Genomic DNA, 17,564 nt, shown 5'->3' with positions numbered 1-17,564 from the left:
CTGGTCGAGTGATGGCTTGCGTCAGTTGTGTACGGGCTGATCGACGAACACCTGCGCGCCCCGCTCGAGTTTGACGAGGTGATCGCACAGGTCGAAGTAGCGATCGTCGTGGGTCACGACGATCACGATGCGGCCTTCGTCGCGGATGCGCGGAAGGATGTCGGTGTAGAAGCGGTGTCGGTTCTCCGGGTCCTGCTCTGCGGCCCACTCGTCGAGCACCACGACATCGCGCGGATCCGCCAGCGTTTCCACCAGAGCCAGCCGCTTGCGTTGTCCGCTCGAGAGTCCCTCGAAGATCAGACGTTCCCCGTCGAGTTCGACGACCGCGTCGAGCCCCAGCTCGTGCAGCCAGTAGCGGGCACGCGCAGCGACCTCGGGATCGGCCGACCGCAACCTACCGAAGACGTACGAGTCGGCGAAACACGCCGAGACGTTTTCCCGATAGGCGACGATCTCGTTCGGTGAGAGTGCGCTGCCGTCGACCTCGAGCGATCCCCCGTCCGGGGTGTACAACCCCGCCAGCACACGACCCAATGTGCTTTTGCCGCTGCCATTTCCGCCTACGAGGAAGGTGATCGTGCCGCGGGAGAAGCGCTGTGTCACCGGTCCGATCGCGAAGGCCTCTCCTGGTGAAGGAGCGTCGTACGCGAATGTCACACCCTCGACGCCGATCTCGTCGACAACGGCGGGCCGCCCGACGTCGACGACGACTTCGCTGTCCTCGCGCAGTGTCGCGACCTCGCCGATTCGGCGCAGTGCCACGACCGCACGCGACAGAACCGGTCCGATGTTGAGCACGGTGACGAGCGGGGTATTGAGGTAGAGAACCGCCAGTGCGACACCGACTCGATCCTGTGCCGGAATGCCGAGGGCGTCCCCACCGAAGGCGACCGCACCGACGCACGCCAGGAAGAGCATCTGCCCCCAGTACCCCGTGACGAGGCTGACGGTGGAACCCCTGACGACGCTGCGCGCGTAGTCGCCCGAGTGCCGACGCAGGTCCTGTTCCACCAGGGATGCCCGCAGCCGGGAGCTGAGCTTGACGTCCTTGAAGCCGTGCGTGATGGCCTGGTAGGTCTCGTGGAGTCCGTCCTGAGCCTGACGGGCTCGGTACATGTGCGCTCCGGCTCTGCCGTTCGCGAACGCGTACGCACCGCCGCCGACGACGATGACCAGCACCAACACTCCCAGCGCCACGGGCGAGAGTATGCCCACGTACCCCAGTGCACAGACGACGATCACCGAGTTGATGAGCAGCAACGGCAGAGACTGCACTGCCTGCCCCACGGCGGCGAGGTCGTCGGTGAGCACCGCCATCGCGCGAGAAGTACGCAGCGATTCGAATCCGCGCAGTGGCACCGACAGAAGGTCGTCGACGAGCCTCGTACGCAGTCGGTCGACGGACTTCTGTGTCACCCGCACCAGTGCGTTCGAGGCCAACGCACCGGACAGCAGTACCGCCACGGCCGCCGCCCCGAACGGTGCCAGCGCGTCGAGTCCGGTGTCGGAGGTCACCGCGCTGGTGATGGTCGCAACCATGGCGATGGTCGCAACACCGGTGACGATTCCTGCGACCACGGCCAGGGCCGAGATACCGCGACCGCCTCGAAGTAGAACTGCAAGCAGAGTTGTCATGACGGGGTGTCTCCTTCGGTGGCGTCGACCGCTGTCGCCGCGTCGGCCAGTGCTGCGCGGTACGCCTGGACGATCACTCGGTGGCGCGGCGGTGACACACGGGCTGTGTCGACGACGAGCATCAACGCGAGCCGATGCTCGGGTGGGTGTATCGAGAACGTCGCCATCAAGGCGAAGTCGGTGTCCTCCTGCGAGAAGTGGGAATCGTCGTCCTTCGAGCCGAAGGTGTGAGTCTTCTCGATGCCCGAAAGACGATGGAAGCGAACGAAATTGAATCCGTAGTCGAACAACGGTCCCCTGCCGACCGCCGTCGTGATGTCCACATTCGGCAGCCATCGATGCGGCATCAATGCAGCCTCCGTGCGAGCGCATTCCTCCGCCGTCGCGATCGGGTCGGACAGGGCACGCAACTGCAGCGGCAGCATGTTCAGAAACATCCCGCGGGCATCGACACCACCCTCGCGCTCCAGCCGACCGTTGGCAGTTGTACCGGTGACCAGTTCGCGATCGCCGAAGACCTCGGCCAGCGCATGAACGTGCACGGCCATCGCGAGGTGACGAACCGAAATACCCGCAGCCGCGGCACGTTCACGGAGAGCATCGGCGTCGATCTCGGTGCGTCGGACGTCTCTGCCACCGATGCTGCGAACATCGGCCACTCGGCGCGGCCGGACGCCGCGCAGGTGCTCGGCCCAGGCCTGCGATGTCGCTGCGGACGATTGCGCACGTCGTTCTGCTGCCACGAAATCGACGAACTTGACGGGTACGGGTGGGTAGAGGGTGTCGTACGCCTGATCTCGTCGGAGCAGAGCATTGTGCCGGTCGACGACCTCGGCCAGTGTCGAGGTCCAACTCCACCCGTCGAGTACGAGGTGGCTGTCGCTGATGATCAGCTGGTCCTCCCCCGGTGCGACGCGAACCAGTGTCAGACGAAACAGCGGTGCCCGGTCGAGGTCGAACGGGCGCACCCGTTCCGCGGAGACGATCTCGTCGATCACTGCATCGGCGTCCGAACCCAGGGGCACCGAGACCACCGACAGGGGTGTGGCCACGTGCCGATGCACCAGTTGCAGAGGCTCGGCTGCACTCCACTCGTCGACGGAGGTGCGCAACACCTCGTGTCTGCGCACGGTGTCGGCGAGTGCCACCCGGAACGCCAACGGATCGAGCCCACCACGAATGCGCAGGCTGACCGTGTTGTGGTACACCCCAACGACCGAATCGGAGCGGATGTGGAACAACATGCCCTCTTGCGCTGCCGACAACGGGTACGCATCGGCCACGTCGTAGGGCAGGCCATCACGAACGCCGGCGTCGATCAGCGAGAACGGCTGCAGCTCTTCGTCTTCGGGCTCGGCCCTGACCCCACGATCGGCCACGAGTGCGGCAAGTTCTCTCAGGCTCGATGCGCCGAGTACATCACCGATTCCGAGCTCTGTTCCACGCGAGCGGACATCGCTCACGAGGCGGACTGCGAGGATCGAATCGCCTCCGTTGGCCAGGAACGAGCGGTCTTCGTCGGGCTCCTCGAACCCCAGCGCATCGGCGAGTGCACGCTCGAACCACCCCGGGGCAGTATCCGGTTCATCATGCGGCCTCACCTCCGACGGGAGTGCCACAGCGGTCAGTGACTCCACTCGCCGATCGAGCTTGCCGTTGACCGTCACCGGGAACTCGTGCACGCGATGAATTCGGTCGGGTACCTCGTAGGCTGCCAGTCCGGTGGCAGCACCGGCGTACAGATCGACGCAGTCGTCGGCGGCGTCGACGAACGCGAGCAGACGATTCTCGTGTGCAACGACGCAGGCCCGCCGAACACCGGGGAGTTGCTCGAGTACGGCCTCGACCCCGGCCGTTTCGATACGGTGTCCGCGAACCTTCACCTGGGAGTCGATTCGACCGTCGACGTACAGTTCGCGTGGTGCGAGCCACCGCCCCTTGTCGCCGGTGAGGTAGAGCCTGGAACCGGGCAGAGCATCGGGAAACGGATCGGGAACGAAGCGCGACGCTGTCAACCGACCGCGCCCGAGATAGCCGAGAGCCAGACCTGCACCGCGAACGGTGATCTGGCCCTCGAAGCCTCTCGGCAGTGCCCGCCCGGCCGCGTCGATCACGACGACGTCGAGATGCTCGAGCGGTTCCCCCACCTGGACGGCGGGGGCCTCGAGATCGGTCCGGGTGACCACCCGCCGAGTGGTGTGCACCGTGGTCTCGGTGGCACCGAGCATGTTGACGACTTCGACACCCCCCGTTGGGTGTTGGACTGCATCGAGCCACTGCCGCACGTAGCCGGACGAGACCTGCTCCCCGCCGAGCACCACGCGTCGCAACGACGGGAGAACCGGCTGCGCCGCGATCAGCGACCCGAACGCCGAGTTCGTCAGCGATACAACGCTCACACTGTCCTCGTTCAGCCGTACGGCCAACTCGAAGGGGTCGCGGACAACGCCCTCCTCGTAGATCACGACGCGCGCCCCGCGAGAGAGCGCTGTCCATATCTCCCAGACACTGAAGTCGAAGGTGAACGCGTGCACGGCGGAGACGATGTCGCCCGGCTCGATGATCGAGGCGGTGGCATCGCGCAACGCCAGCAGGTTGGCGTGAGTGACCGGGACACCCTTGGGAGCGCCGGTGGTGCCCGAGGTGAAGATGATGTACGCGGGCAGGCCCGAAGCGACGGTCGGCAACTCGACCGCATCGACGTCGGAAACCACAGCTGCGCGGTCGATCGTGTGGAGACCGGGCGGAGCCTCGGCGACGTCCGAGAACACACCGGACTTGGCATTCGACTGTGCTGCAATGGAAGCGATGCGGACTGCTCCGTGCCGAGTGTCCACCGGAACATACGCCGCTCCGAGTGCCATGATCGCCGCAGCCCACACCACGAACTCGTGGTCTCGCTCGACCGACAACAGGACTGCGTCCCCGCTGACCACGCCGTGCTGCGTCAGAACTCCCGCACGCGCTCGAATTTCCCGAACCAGTTCCGCACGCGTGAGGGTGCGATCGGGTGCCACCAGTGCGACTCGCGAATCGTCGGCCGCAGACAGCAGCGGCGTGAGGATCGAGGCATCGAGCCTCGATCGAGACGCCGTGGTGCCGGTGAGTCCGACCGAGAGTTCCGCGACCGATACCGACGGATCCGCAGCGAGAACGGTGAGCAGAACGTCTCGGATGCCGTCGTGGGTCACTGCCGACCACCCCGGCAGCGCCGACTCGATCTGCACCTCCGGCGAATCGGTCGCCGAGATACTCACCGTCAGTGCGGCTTTCATCTCCCCTGTGTGTACTGCGACCGGCCGAGCTGTCGCGCCGCCCAGTGCGAAACAGGATCGGTCGGCGCTCTGGACGTTGACGAACACCTCGGTAGGCAGAAAGAAATCGGGGTCATCGCGGCGTAGGTCGGCGACCACGCCGGCCAGATCCACGTCGGCATGCGCGCTCGCAGCCTCCACCGAAGCTTCGATGCGGCCACGAACCTCGCAGAGAGTGTCGCTCTCGCACACCTCCACGACCAGCGGCACGGTGCTCACGAGTGGGCCGACCACGTCGAATTCCTCGACCTCCCGACGGTTGGCCAGTGGTATCGACATGCACACGACCTCCGAGCCGAGAAGCCTGGACAGCGTGACGGCCACTGCGGTGAACCAGCTCGTGGCATCCTGGCGACCGGCCCTCACCGAGGCACGGCTGACGACGGCTGCGCCGGGCTCGGACGGTCGCCAGGCGCGGCGGTACGGCACCGTGGCCAGGTGGTCTGTCCACCACGACCTCGACGAAAGCCGTACCCGAGCGACATCGCGATAGCGGGGACGAGGCCGAATCGAGGAGGCACCCGGTTCCGCGAGCTCGCGAGAGATGTCGGTGATCAGGAGCGACACCGAATGGCCGTCGATCACGGCATGGTGGAACACCATGGCGATGCGGTCCGAGCGTCCCTCTCTGCGAAACAGGGCGACTCGCATTAACGGTCCGCTCGCCCACCCACGTGCAAGCAGTTCCTCGGTCGCGGCGTCCACGTCGTCCACGACAGCGATCTCGGGAACGATCGGACCGACGGGTTCGAGCGCGAAGCTCGAGCCGTCGGCGTCGACGATGCGCGTGGCGAACACCTCGTGTGATGCCAGGACCTCGACGATCGCCGCGAGCACCCGTGCGCTGTCTCCGCCGTCCAGATCGAACACACACGGCACCGAATATGCGGTCGAAGGTGCAGCGCAGTGCGCTCTCCAGAGCCGTTCTTGATACGGGCTCGGTGCCCGCAGATCCACGGCAACCTCGGCCTCGATTCCCGTGTCCGCGGCAGCGAGAAGAACGTCGATGTCGCTCACCGTTTCGCCCCGTCCAACGATGCAGCCATTCGATCGAGGTGGGCGACGTCGACGCGCTCGAGGAGTAGATCCTCGTGTTCACCCAGGGTGTCTCGTTGCTTGAAATCGTGAAGCGACACATCCACTTTGAGAATGCGCCGGTACAGCGCGACGATCTTGAGCTGCTTCATCGAATCGCCGCCGAGCGCAACGATGGACGACGACCGAGTCGGCTCGGATCCGAGCACGGACGTCCAGATCGTCTCGAGCACGCGGTGCGGTGGTGCAGGCGATGCGGCCGCCGCCGTGTCGAGGCCTTCCGAGGCAGCCTGTCGGTCCACGTGCCGGGCGAGGGTCGAGACGTCGACCTTGCCCACCTCGGTACGGGGAATCTCGGCCACCCAGCGCACCCGGTTGGTGCGCAGTTCGCGTCGCCAGCTGGTTTCGACTCGTTCTCGCACCGATCCGAACACGTCGTCCCGTTGTTGCAGTGGGCATTCGACGACGACCTCGATGCCGCCGTGCACCACGACCACTGCGGCGCTCGTGACCCCTGGGACGACGGCGATGTCGTTGCGCAGAGCCTCGAGGTCGGTGCGGACTCCGTTGATCTTCACTTCGGCATCGGTACGGCCGAGATAGACCAGCCCGTCGGACGTGGCTCGCACGCGGTCGCCGGTCGCGTACATCCTGGTGCCCGATCCGGTTCCGCAGTCCACTGCCATCGGCAGGAACGAGGCCGCGGTGCGACGCGTGTCGCCGTGGTAACCCCGCGAAACGCTGTCGCCCGAGATGTGCAGGGTCCCGACGGCACCGACGGGAACGGCGGTGAGCCGGTCATCGAGTACGACTGCGACCGAACCACGGATCGCGCTGCCGATGGGGGTGCGATCGCGGCGGCCGGAGACCTCTCGCAACCATGTTGCGTTGGAGGTGCATTCGGATGGTCCGTACAGGTTGACCACCCGTACACCGGGCCACAGGGACCGAGTGCGCTCGACCAGAATCGGATCGAGGGCCTCACCACCGAGCAGCAGAGTTCCCCGCGTCGTGATCGGACGGTGCGTCGCTACGTCCAGGAACTGATTCCACACGGCCGGCACCGTATTGATCGACACATTGTCGATCGCAGTGGCCCGGTCGATCTCTCGTAGTACGTCGCCCGACTCGGGTAGCACCACCGTTCCCCCTGCGGTGAGCTGCCCCCAGATCTGCTTGACGATGGCGTCGAATTCGGGGGCGCTGAGGACCGGCATGGTCACTGTCGGGCCGCAGAGTTTCTCGGCCTCGAGAAATGCACAGTAAGCAGACAATTGGGCCCGTTCGACGACGATCGCCTTGGGCTCACCGGATGTTCCCGACGTGAATTGCACGTACGCGGCGGCAGAGGCCGACGCTCGATCGAACCCTCCTGAGACCGATTCCCGGCTCGAGGCGATGGTCGATGCGGTGCGGGCATAATCGGATTCGTCGTCCGAGGACACCATCAGATAGGCGCGCCCCGAGATCAGGGCTCCGAGCAGTGTCACCACCGAGCCGATCGACCGATCGAATCGCACCGCAACGACGTTTCCGGCTCGGGACGCATCGAGTCCGTCGGCCGCCACCTCGGCGGCACGGACCAGGTCCGCGTAGTCGAGCGTCGCGGCTAGGGAACGAATTGCAGTGCGGTCGGGTGTGAGTCGGGCGTGTGTGCGGATGCGCTCGACGACATCGACGTTCTCGAACCTTCTCGCCTCGGGCGCCGGCGCGTCACCGGCGATCCCCGCATCGAGTCGGCGAGCCGTTTCGGTCGCTATGGAGGACGCGACCAACGAATCGAGTGTCCACCCGGCCACCTGCCCCGAGACCTCGACCCGTTCGGGTGTCGCCCTGACGATGACGTCACCGGCGTCCACGACCCAACCGGCACCGGTGCGTATCGTGCGCAGCGAACCGATAGTGCCTTCCCCCAACAGAAACGGCGTCAACGCCGCACGGACGGCGGACTCGACGGTATCGACGGAGGCATCGGCCACATGTGCCGGCACTCCGTTCGTCCCGTGGCTCGCGCTGTCGTCGTCCACGACCCAGGCTCCGGCCAGACGCGCGAACAGGGTATCGGCGGTCATGCCCAACTCCCCTCTCCGGTCATGCACACCCGCAACTCCCGAGAACCGGTGTACGGCTGCCGTCCGTGTGCAAAGCGGCGATTGTCGACGATGGTCAGATCCCCCGCCTCCCAGGGCACGGCGGTCGATGTCGCGTCCACCGCATCGCGCACCGCGCCGATGTCGGATTCGGGGAACGGCGAGCCGTCACCGAGCAGGGTGTTCTTGGGGATTCCGTCCTCTCCCACGACGTCGAGCAGGTCCTCGCGCACCCCGGACGGCAGCGTGCGCACGTTGAACGCGACCATCTGGTTGAACCACGACTCGATGCCGCCTCCGCAGTCTCGGTACGCAGGCAAGGTCCACGACGACGTGACGACGTCACGGTCGATCCGAACGTCCTCTCCACGTCGGGCAGCACAGTCGACGAGCTCCGCCTCGTCGTTCACGCCGTACGCACTGCGCCAGTCGGTACCGAGCAGGGGGTGGAAGGCGCGCCGGTACCTGATGCCGAACAGACGGAGCCGCTCGGCAAGCGCGACCGGAATGCGCTCGGCGATCTCGACCGTCGATGCAAGTGGAGTGGCCCCGCCGGAACGTGGTGGCTTCGCACAGCAGAATGCAAGGTAGAGCGGCCAGGTACGCGAATACGCCATCTCCGAGTGCAGATCTATCGCGTACTCGGACGGAAAATCCGTGGACGAATACACGTTTCGATCGATTCGGGTGCGCGGCGTTGCGCCGCCGTGATATTCGAGTGGCGCAGCGCCCGTCACGGTTTCGGTGATCGTGTCGAACTCGCGGACTGCCCCGCCCAGACCGCGCAGACGCAACACGCCCTCGGTCGCGAGAATCTCGCGAAGTTCGATCAGATGAGCATCGATCCATGCGGTCGCGTCGGCCCCGACGTCGATCGCCTGTCTGGTGGTGGTCAACGTGTGCTCCTCGGTGCAGAGTCGGCTGTGGTGCTGATGGGCAGATCGGGAACCCGTCGGTCGATGTGATCGGCAGGCTCGGCGAGGTCGGCCAGGATCTCGAGGAGATCACTCAGGATGCGGTGTCCGTCCGGCTCCGTCACCTGCTCCAGATCGCAGTTGAGGGTCACCTCGATGCCGGACGCGCCGCCGAGGTCGATCACCGACGCGGTCAGCGCAAGACCCGTGCGTTCACGGGTCGACATCACTTCGACGGGGCGACCGAGAAACTCGTCGGCTGCGCCGGTTCCTCGTGCGTCGTCGACGATGACCGCGGTCTCGTACATCGCACCGACGCCCGCCGTGACGACACGGTCCGGATCGTGTTCGTGGACATCGGATTCGGGCTCTGCTCGCAATGCACGATGCATCGACTTCAGCAAAACGTCGATATCGGCGGGCAGTCGCACGTCGAGCGTGCGGGTCTCGATGTACATGCCGGGCGAATCGTCATGGCCCGCCGGACGGTGTTGTCCGACGCTGCCGAACCGCACGTGCCGACCGGACCGTCCGAGCAGCAGTGCCCAGCCGGCGTGGACGAGAGATGCCACGGTGACACCGCGTCGGGCGGCGGCCCGCCGTACCTGCCGCGCAGCCGCCGGTTCGACCGAGCGGGTCAGGTCGATGTTCCCGTGGCCCGCCGCGGGTGCGTCCGGATCGAGCGGCGGAAGCAGCGTGGCCGGAGATCGGTCGAGAGAGGCAGGCCGTTGCCGATTCGCCGACACGACCATGTGCAGGAGCATCCGATGATCGGCTTCCGTCGGCACGGGACGGCCGAAGTAGTGATCGTCGATGTGCTGCAGCAGCATTCGGACGGTCCAGCCGTCAGCGACGAGATGGTGGAAGGTCAGGGCCAACGCACCGTTCGAGACGGTGGCCCGAAACAGCGCTGAACCTCGTGCAAGAGAATCGACGTCGATCCCGGCATCGAGAGTGTCCGACACCACGACCGATTCCGCGTGTGCCCGAACCACCAGAATCGGATCGGCAAGCCCCTCCCATACGATATCGCCGCGAAGCAGGGGCATCACCGTGACCGCGGATCGGACGGCTGCGCACAGTCGGCCGACCTCGACGCCGTCCGGCAGTCTCAGGACGATCTGCTCGATGTATGCAGCGCCGGGATCGGAACCGCTGCGCAGGTACATCGCTTCCTGAACTTCGGTGAGCGGTGCGACGGCCTCGACAGGCCCGGAAGCGAGTACGTCGTCGATCGTGTTGCCGCGCAGATCGATCGCACACAGTCCCGCCTCCACCGCGATCGACCGGGCCGAAGACGCGGCCGTGATCGCCGCGACCATCGCATCGGCGACCAGATCCGCCGACTCACCGTCCACGTGTTCGACTGCTACGACGAATTCCCCGCCTCTGAACCAGGCGTCGATCTGGACAGCGACCGGTCGTGTGGCATGAGCGGCACGCAGATGCCCCTGGCCGTACGCACGTGCCGAGCCCGTGCGATCGGCGTCGAGCCGCCCGACGTAGTTCACGCCGACGTGTGGACGCAATCCCGGACACGGGTCCGACCCGAGGATGTACCTCAGGACCGTGGGTAGCTGACCGGTTGCACCGAGAAACGTTCGCCTCGAACGTATCTCGGCGATCTGCTCACCTGGTGTCGCGGGGTGTACCGGAACCGCGGACAGTCCGGTGAACCACCCGACGGTTCGGGTCAGATCGATACCGTCCGCGTCGAGCTCACGTCCGTGCGTCTCGACCTCGATGACGACCGGCGATGCGTCTGCTGTCTCGGCATACGCTGTGACCGCCGCCGACTGCAGGATCTCCTCGACACTTGCACCGATGGCGGCCGTCGCCGCGTCGATCATCGCGGCGGGAACACTTCGCTGTACCGAGACCGCGGCGCCCTCGGTGCCCGGCTCGATACGTCCGGAATCTGCGCACGTGAGGTCGAGCCCTCGATAGGCGGCGCGGCATCGCTCGGACGAACCGGGGGCGCTCGCGTCGGAGGCCAGCCACTGCACCCACTCGTGAACACTGGTGTGCTCGGACGGAAGACGAACGCCGTCGTCACCGTGAGAGACGGCCTCGATCAGGTCTCCTGCGACGATGTGCAGCGACACGACGTCCATGACGAGGTGATGGGCCAGCACGATGATCGTGGCCGCACCCGAGTCCATCGCTCGGACGACGCCGAAACCGATCGGTGTGCCGTTGTCGATGCCGACTCGACGGGTCAGCATGTTGAACACCCGCTTGCACGCGTTCGCCACTTCGTGGTCGACCGTGTCGAAGAAGAACAGGACAGGGCATGCCTCGGCGAGAACGAACTCCTGAACCGAGTCCGTTTCTTCGAGGCGCACCCGAAGCATGGGGTGTACGCGAAGCACCTCGGCTACCGCTGCGTCCACGCGGGCGCTGTCCGGCAGGAAATCCAGATCCAGCCGAATTGCCATGTTCCACTGCGCGATCGGCTCGGGCGATACACGATCTCCGAACCAGTGCACGGCCGGCGGTAGGAGCCGGCTTCGATGGGGCTGGGTACCGTCGGCCATGGCAGACGGGTCGACGGATGCGGTCGCCACCAGGGCATCGACGGTTCCGTCGGCGAGAGCCACCCGTACGTCGAGGACGACTCCGCTGCGCCGTACTATCGCCGACAGTTCCAGCGCACGCAGCGAATCGCCTCCGGCGGAGACGAATCCGATATTTCGATCGGTGACGCCGAGAACCTCCCGCACCGCCGAGGTGACGATGCCGTCGATGTCGGTGGCGTCGCCGGGGTCACCCACGGCCGGCGTACCGGCGAGAATCCGGGTCCGTAACGCGAGATCGTCGACTTTCCCGTTTCGGGTCAACGGCAACTCAGAGACCACGTGCACACGCGCCGGAACCAGATGGGGAGGCAGGATCGCTCCCATTGCGGCGCGAACGGATCGAGCGTCCTTGTCTCGAACCACGACGACGCATTCGATGCGTACCGCCACACCGTCGCTGGGTGCTACGAGCAGTGCGCGGGCCGAAACAACGCCGTCCACTGCAACCGCCGCGGTCTCGATCTCGGCCGGATCGACGCGATACCCACGAACCTTGGCCTGACGGTCGACCCGGCCGACGAACGTCATCGAACCGTCGGCAGCCCTGAATCCCAGATCCGCAGTGCGATACATCCGCTCACCAGCCGATGCAACGGTGGCCACGTTCGGCCGGAACGCATCGGCCGTACTTCTGGGGTCTCCCGAATAGCCTGCTGCCAGAATGCCGGTCAGCCAGATCTCGCCGATCACGCCGTCGGCGACCGGCAGCAGGTCGGGGCCGAGGATCGCCGCACCACGACCCGGTGAAGACGTGCCTATCGGGAGTGGATCGAGTGCCCGACGCTCGACGCGGTGGGCGAGGGCCGTCACCACCGCCTCGGTCGGGCCGTACGCATTCCAGAGCGTCACTCCGTCCGGTACGCGAGTCGCCCACGCCGGCAACGCTTCTCCACCGACGATGACGGTGCGCACAGTCGGAGGCAGCGCAACGGAGCTGAATTGGGTCCAATAGCCTGTGGGCGGGTTGAACACGGTGACGGCGAACTCGTTCAGGAACTGCGCGAGTTCGGTAGGCACAACGATATTCTTCGGCCTGCCCACTGCGGTGGCACCGACATACAGTGCGCCCAAGAGCTGTTCGAGCGACGCGTCGAACGCCACCGACCCGAACACCAACACGACGTCGGTCGGCCGATAGTCGAAACGCGCGCACGTACCGGAAAGGTGGCGAGCAAGCGCGCCGTGCTCCACGGCGATCACCTTGGGCTCACCGGTGGTGCCGGACGTGAAGATCAGGTACGCGAGATGGTCGGCTGGGTTCGCCTCGGACCTCGGCAACGCGACGGTCGATCGCACGGCCTGCTCGCCCGGTACCAACGACCAATGCGCTCCGGATCGCGCGAGCATCGTCTCGACTCGCTGGGCCGGAAGATCGTCGTCGACGACCATCCAGGTGGCACCCACGGTTGCGATCGCAAGAAGCGTACTGGCCAGCGAAACCGACGCCGACGCACGGACGGCCACCACGTGCCCTGGCGCGACACCGACCGCGCGCAATCGAGCCGCGCCGTCTCGACGACGCTCGTCCAGCTCGGCGTAGGTCGAGCGGACGGAACCGTCGACCAGGGCGATCCGAGCGGGATGGTTTCGCGCGTTCTGCGCGACCCTCTCGACCACCGAAACCGACTGTTCGACAGCGTGATCGACCTCCCGATTCGCGAGGGCGGCAAGAATCGTCGTCACCGGAGTTTCACCCGTGGCGGAGGCCAGCCCCGACAGCACTGCTCGAATTCGTCGAGCCACGGCACCTGCGGCTGTCGGCGAGACCGTAGTGGTGTCGACGTGCAGATGGAGCGCGCTCGTCGGCCATGTCCGGTACTGCAGAACCAGTGCGAACTCGGTCTGTTCCACGAGCTCCACCGATGCCGTTTCGATCCCCGGTCCGAAGGAGAGAACCGACGGATCGAGGGGGTAGTTCTCGACGACGACGAGGGTCTCCGGTGCCCACCCGGTGGCAACAGGTCCGTCCATCGCGGCGGCCACCTGATCGGCGACACGAGCACCGAGGTCGGCTAGTTCCGTGACGTCGGTCCACGTCGAGGTGATCGGGTCGATCCGCACGAACATGCCGACCGCGCGATCCATCCCCGGTGTACCGATGTGACGGCCGCTGCCGACCGCGCCGTGCTCGACCGTGCGGACTCCGAAGACGCTACCGAGCACCAGTGCCCACACCGTGTTGACCAGTGCGGCCTCCGTGATGCCGAGCCTGTCGGCCACGACATCGAGATCGACTGGTGGAGTGATCGTGTGGGTCCGGGTCGCACCGAGTTCCACCTCTGTCGGCGAGGACAATCTCTCCACCAGAGGGCGTGCATTCGACCGATGTTCCGCGACGGACTCGTCCGCCGACGACTCGAATCCGGCTTGTCTGTCACCTACGTCACCCGAGCGGTACGCGGCCGCGAGGCCCGCGACGATCACCGGCAGGGACCAGCCGTCGGCGATTGCGTGGTGATGGGTCCACAGGACCCGCACACCGTCGGCGCTCGGCACGATCAGCACCCGCGAGAGCGGATCGACCGGCAGAGTGAACCCACGCGCACGATCTTCGGCCAGCATGTCGGTCCAATTCACGACCTCGGGACGGATGTCGATCGGAACGGTGCCTGCTCGTCCGGTGTCGAGGGTGAGGTACGGGGCCGCGGTGGCGTGCGCTCCGAGGACAGGGAAGGCTTCGAACACTGTTCGCCACGCCGCAGCGAGACGCGCAACGTCGACATCACCCGACAGTTCGAGCACCAACTGTTCGACGTAGACCCCCGGTGACGACGCCTGCGCGGTCTGCAGCAGCATGGCTCGTTGAGCACGGCTGGTGGCGAGCGTATCCGTCCGAGCGCCGATGGGCCGCACGGAGGGAACGACCTCCCCTCCGGTGACGAGGGAGAGTTCGCGTAGCGGTACCGGTGCCAGAAGTCGGCGAGGTGAGAGCTGAACGTCCCGTCTGTGCAGGAAGCCCACGACCCGCATGGCGGCGATCGAGTCACCGCCGTGCTCGACGAAGGTACGGCTCCCGTCGACAGCACACGACAACGCATGCCGAACCGCGTCCAGGAGAAGGCCGTCGATGTCGGTCGAGGGTGCACCGGCCGCATTGTGCTCGGTCGTCGGGACAGCGACCTCGGACAACAATGCCGCAACCGCACGCCTGTCCACCTTGCCGTTCACACTGCGTGGGATGGACTCGACGACCTGCACAGCGCGCGGTGCGAGATGCGCGGGAACCTCCTGTCGAATACGGGTGAGCATCGATTCGACGTCCACGCTCGCGAACACGGCATCGTCGACGGCGATGACGAGGTCACGGCGCCCACCGGGCCCCGTCGCGACACCCGCGACACACTGATGCCCGGTGATCCGGCGGACCACCGCTTCGACCTCGCGGGGCTCGATACGGAATCCGGAGATCTTGAACTGCTCGTCGACTCGGCCATCGAACACCAACCGACCGTCGGATGCGATTCGCACTCGATCCCCGGTTGCGTACACCCGCCGTCCGTCGGTCCCCCACGGATCGGGCCTGAACTTGTCGGCCGTGGCCCGCGGGTCGCCGTCGTATCCGTATGCCAGCGTGCCGGTCAGGTGAAGTTCGCCGGGTGTTCCTGCCGGGACCGGGCGACCGGATTCGTCGACCACGCGAGTACCGATACCGGGTACTGCTCGCCCGATCGTGACCTGCTCGTTCGCTGCGACGTCATCGGAGGTCGACCAGATCGCACTTTCGGACGGGCCGTACTCGTTGGTCAGCGTGACATCGGGCAGCCTCGCATGATGTCGATCGACCAGAGCCTCGGTGCACTCCTCTCCCGCGACGATCACCTGTCGCAGAGAGAGCAAGCTGGCGGACTCGTCGAGCAGTGCCTCGTACAACGACGGGATGGCAAGTACGTGGGTGACACCACGATGGGCCACCACATCGGCCAGTTCTGCGGTCGAGCGCGGCTCGCCGGTATCGACGAGCAACAGCTCACCGCCCCGCACCAACGTCCAGAGCAGACCGGCGTATGCACTGTCGAACGACAGTGACGACAGGTGCAGAAAGCGCTGCGGCTCTTCGCCGTACACGACATCGCGTGCAGCCGTGGAATACGCCAGAGCTGTGCGATCCACGAGCACGCGCTTCGGCCGTCCGGTCGATCCCGAGGTGTGAACGGCGTAAGCAGCACGCAGCGGAGGCGTGCGGTCGGGTATGGGAAGCCCGCCGGCCGCGGGACTCCCATCAGCACCACCGTATTCGATGACGGACCCTGCGAACGTCTTCGGAATCGCACCCCCCGTACCGGTCGCGACGACGGCCACGTCGATGCCGGCGAGCATGATGGCGCGACGCTGCTCGGGATACATCGGGTCCACGACAACGAACGCGTTGCCGGACAACATCACCCCGAGTATCGCCGCCACGGCGTCGGGCTCTTTCGGCATCGACACGGCCACGAGCTCGCCCCGTCGACCGCTCAGCGAACGTGCCACCCGACTCGCCGAACGCCACAGTTCGGCGTAGGTCAACCTGGCCGAACCGGTCGACACGGCGAAACGGTCGGGGTGCGAACGCGCGATGTCGCCGATTCGTGCGATCACATCGGCCGGTCGGTCGGTAGGCCCGCGATCGGCCGGATGCACCCAGCCCGAACCGGACCGACCCGGTTCGACGAAAGCGAAGGACGCCGGTCCTGAAATGCGCTGGAGATCGTCTCGAATGTGCTCGGCGATCAGGACCGCAGCACGGTGATACCGCGGTCCGAAATGTACTGCGCAGACGTATCTTCCGCGCACGAGCCCGACCTGGAATCTCAAGTCGAATTGGCCGGTCTGCGAGGGCACCGGATACGGGTTCGCCCGGTAACCCGACAGGTCGAAGTCCCATCGATCACCGAGAACGAAGGCAGTACCGAACGCCAGATGCGACGGTTCGTAGAGAAAGGTGGTTCGAGTCAAGCACGAGGGTTCGTCTGCGTACTGTGCGTATTCCGAGAGCGGAAGGCGTCCGTGTCGCCTGGCACCTGCAATGGCCTCGCCCGCTGCGCGAAGGTCGTCGTCGAACGAGAGCCCGACACGCGAACGTGCCACTGCGAGTTGGGTGAAACTACCCAGCGTCGTCAGATGTCGTTCGTCGCGCCGCAGCACCGGCATTCCGACTGCTATGTCGGCGACAGTGGAGGTCGAGACAGCGGCGAGAGCGCGCTGGAATGCCGCGAGGAACAATGCAGCCGGCGACACAGCGGCCGACTTCGCTTGTGCACGAAGAGCTTCGGCGACGTCGGGCTCGGCCTCGAACCGCACGAACGGTTCGAGAGGGTCGGGGGCAGGATCGGTCGAGGTCGGCAGACCGGCCAATGGATCGTTCGAGTAGCCCTCGACTGTGGCACACCAGTACGCGCGATCGGCCTCCGCCTCGGACGAACGGAGGTAGGCCTGCTCGGCGTCGACGAACTGCTCGAAGTTCGCTCCAGGGTCGATTTTCGCACCCGACTCACCGAATTCGAGCGCTCGCAGGTTCGCGAAGTACTCGTTGAGAATCAACGGTGCGCTCGCAACGTCGATCAAGATGTGATGAACCACCAGCGACACCACCGCACGGCGCCCGTCACAGCGGACTGCCGCGCGGACGAGGGGCCCAGCGAACAGATCGAACGGTTGCATCACACGAAACGCGAGATCCTCTCGCACGCTCCGGTCACGCACATCGGGCACCTGAGCAACGTCGACCGATATCGATCTGTCGGTTGCCCGGAACCGGAAACCACTGTCGTGAGAGACAATTCGGCTCATCAGAACCGGGTGGCGTCGCAGCGCGTCCTCCCACGCCGATCGATGGTCGGACGCCGATGCCCCACTCGCAACGATCACGGACGCCACGACGTTGTTGCCGATATCGGTGGGTTCGGCGATCTGGTCGAACAGCATCGCCGACTGAGCGGCGGTCAATCGATTCATCTCGCAGATCTCCCATGGGCCGGCGTCGCGATCCCCGAATGCGCGACGCGCATCGGCTCCGAC

Annotated in this window: 5 protein-coding genes; all 5 read right to left on the bottom strand. The window is 66.0% G+C overall.

The features are described 5' to 3' along the window. Positions 1-21: 21 nt before the first annotated feature. Genes CH276_RS12985 through CH276_RS12965 form a run of 5 tightly spaced genes read right to left on the bottom strand, consistent with a single transcriptional unit; the run spans position 22 to position 17,501 of the window. Positions 22-1,635, bottom strand: a complete 1,614-nt coding sequence (locus CH276_RS12985) for a cyclic peptide export ABC transporter (protein WP_094630805.1) — start codon at positions 1,633-1,635, stop codon at positions 22-24. Further along, the gene (locus tag CH276_RS12980; RefSeq protein ID WP_094630807.1) at positions 1,632-5,966 is read right to left on the bottom strand and encodes a condensation domain-containing protein; all 4,335 of its coding nucleotides are present in this window, start codon (positions 5,964-5,966) and stop codon (positions 1,632-1,634) included. Before CH276_RS12980 ends, CH276_RS12985 begins: the two co-directional genes overlap by 4 nt. Beyond that, on the bottom strand, positions 5,963-8,056 hold the full coding sequence (locus CH276_RS12975) for a non-ribosomal peptide synthetase (protein WP_094630809.1): 2,094 nt from the start codon (positions 8,054-8,056) through the stop codon (positions 5,963-5,965). The genes CH276_RS12980 and CH276_RS12975 overlap by 4 nt, the downstream gene beginning before the upstream one ends. Continuing rightward, on the bottom strand, positions 8,053-8,970 hold the full coding sequence (locus tag CH276_RS12970) for a TauD/TfdA family dioxygenase (protein WP_094630811.1): 918 nt from the start codon (positions 8,968-8,970) through the stop codon (positions 8,053-8,055). Before CH276_RS12970 ends, CH276_RS12975 begins: the two co-directional genes overlap by 4 nt. Beyond that, entirely contained in the window at positions 8,967-17,501 is an 8,535-nt protein-coding gene (locus CH276_RS12965; protein ID WP_094630813.1) for a non-ribosomal peptide synthetase, read from the bottom strand. Before CH276_RS12965 ends, CH276_RS12970 begins: the two co-directional genes overlap by 4 nt. Between the last annotated feature and the right edge of the window lie 63 nt (positions 17,502-17,564).

This window comes from Rhodococcus sp. 06-470-2, assembly GCF_002258235.1.
Lineage (GTDB): Bacteria > Actinomycetota > Actinomycetes > Mycobacteriales > Mycobacteriaceae > Rhodococcoides.
The sequence above is the reverse complement of the archived record's forward strand: the minus strand, read 5'-3'. Positions and strand labels throughout refer to the sequence as shown.

Coding starts and splice junctions, on each gene's coding strand:
- CH276_RS12975 (WP_094630809.1), bottom strand. CDS start 8,056: ATGACCGCCGATACCCTGTTCGCGCGTCTGGCCGGAGCCTGGGTCGTG.
- CH276_RS12985 (WP_094630805.1), bottom strand. CDS start 1,635: ATGACAACTCTGCTTGCAGTTCTACTTCGAGGCGGTCGCGGTATCTCG.
- CH276_RS12965 (WP_094630813.1), bottom strand. CDS start 17,501: ATGAATCGATTGACCGCCGCTCAGTCGGCGATGCTGTTCGACCAGATC.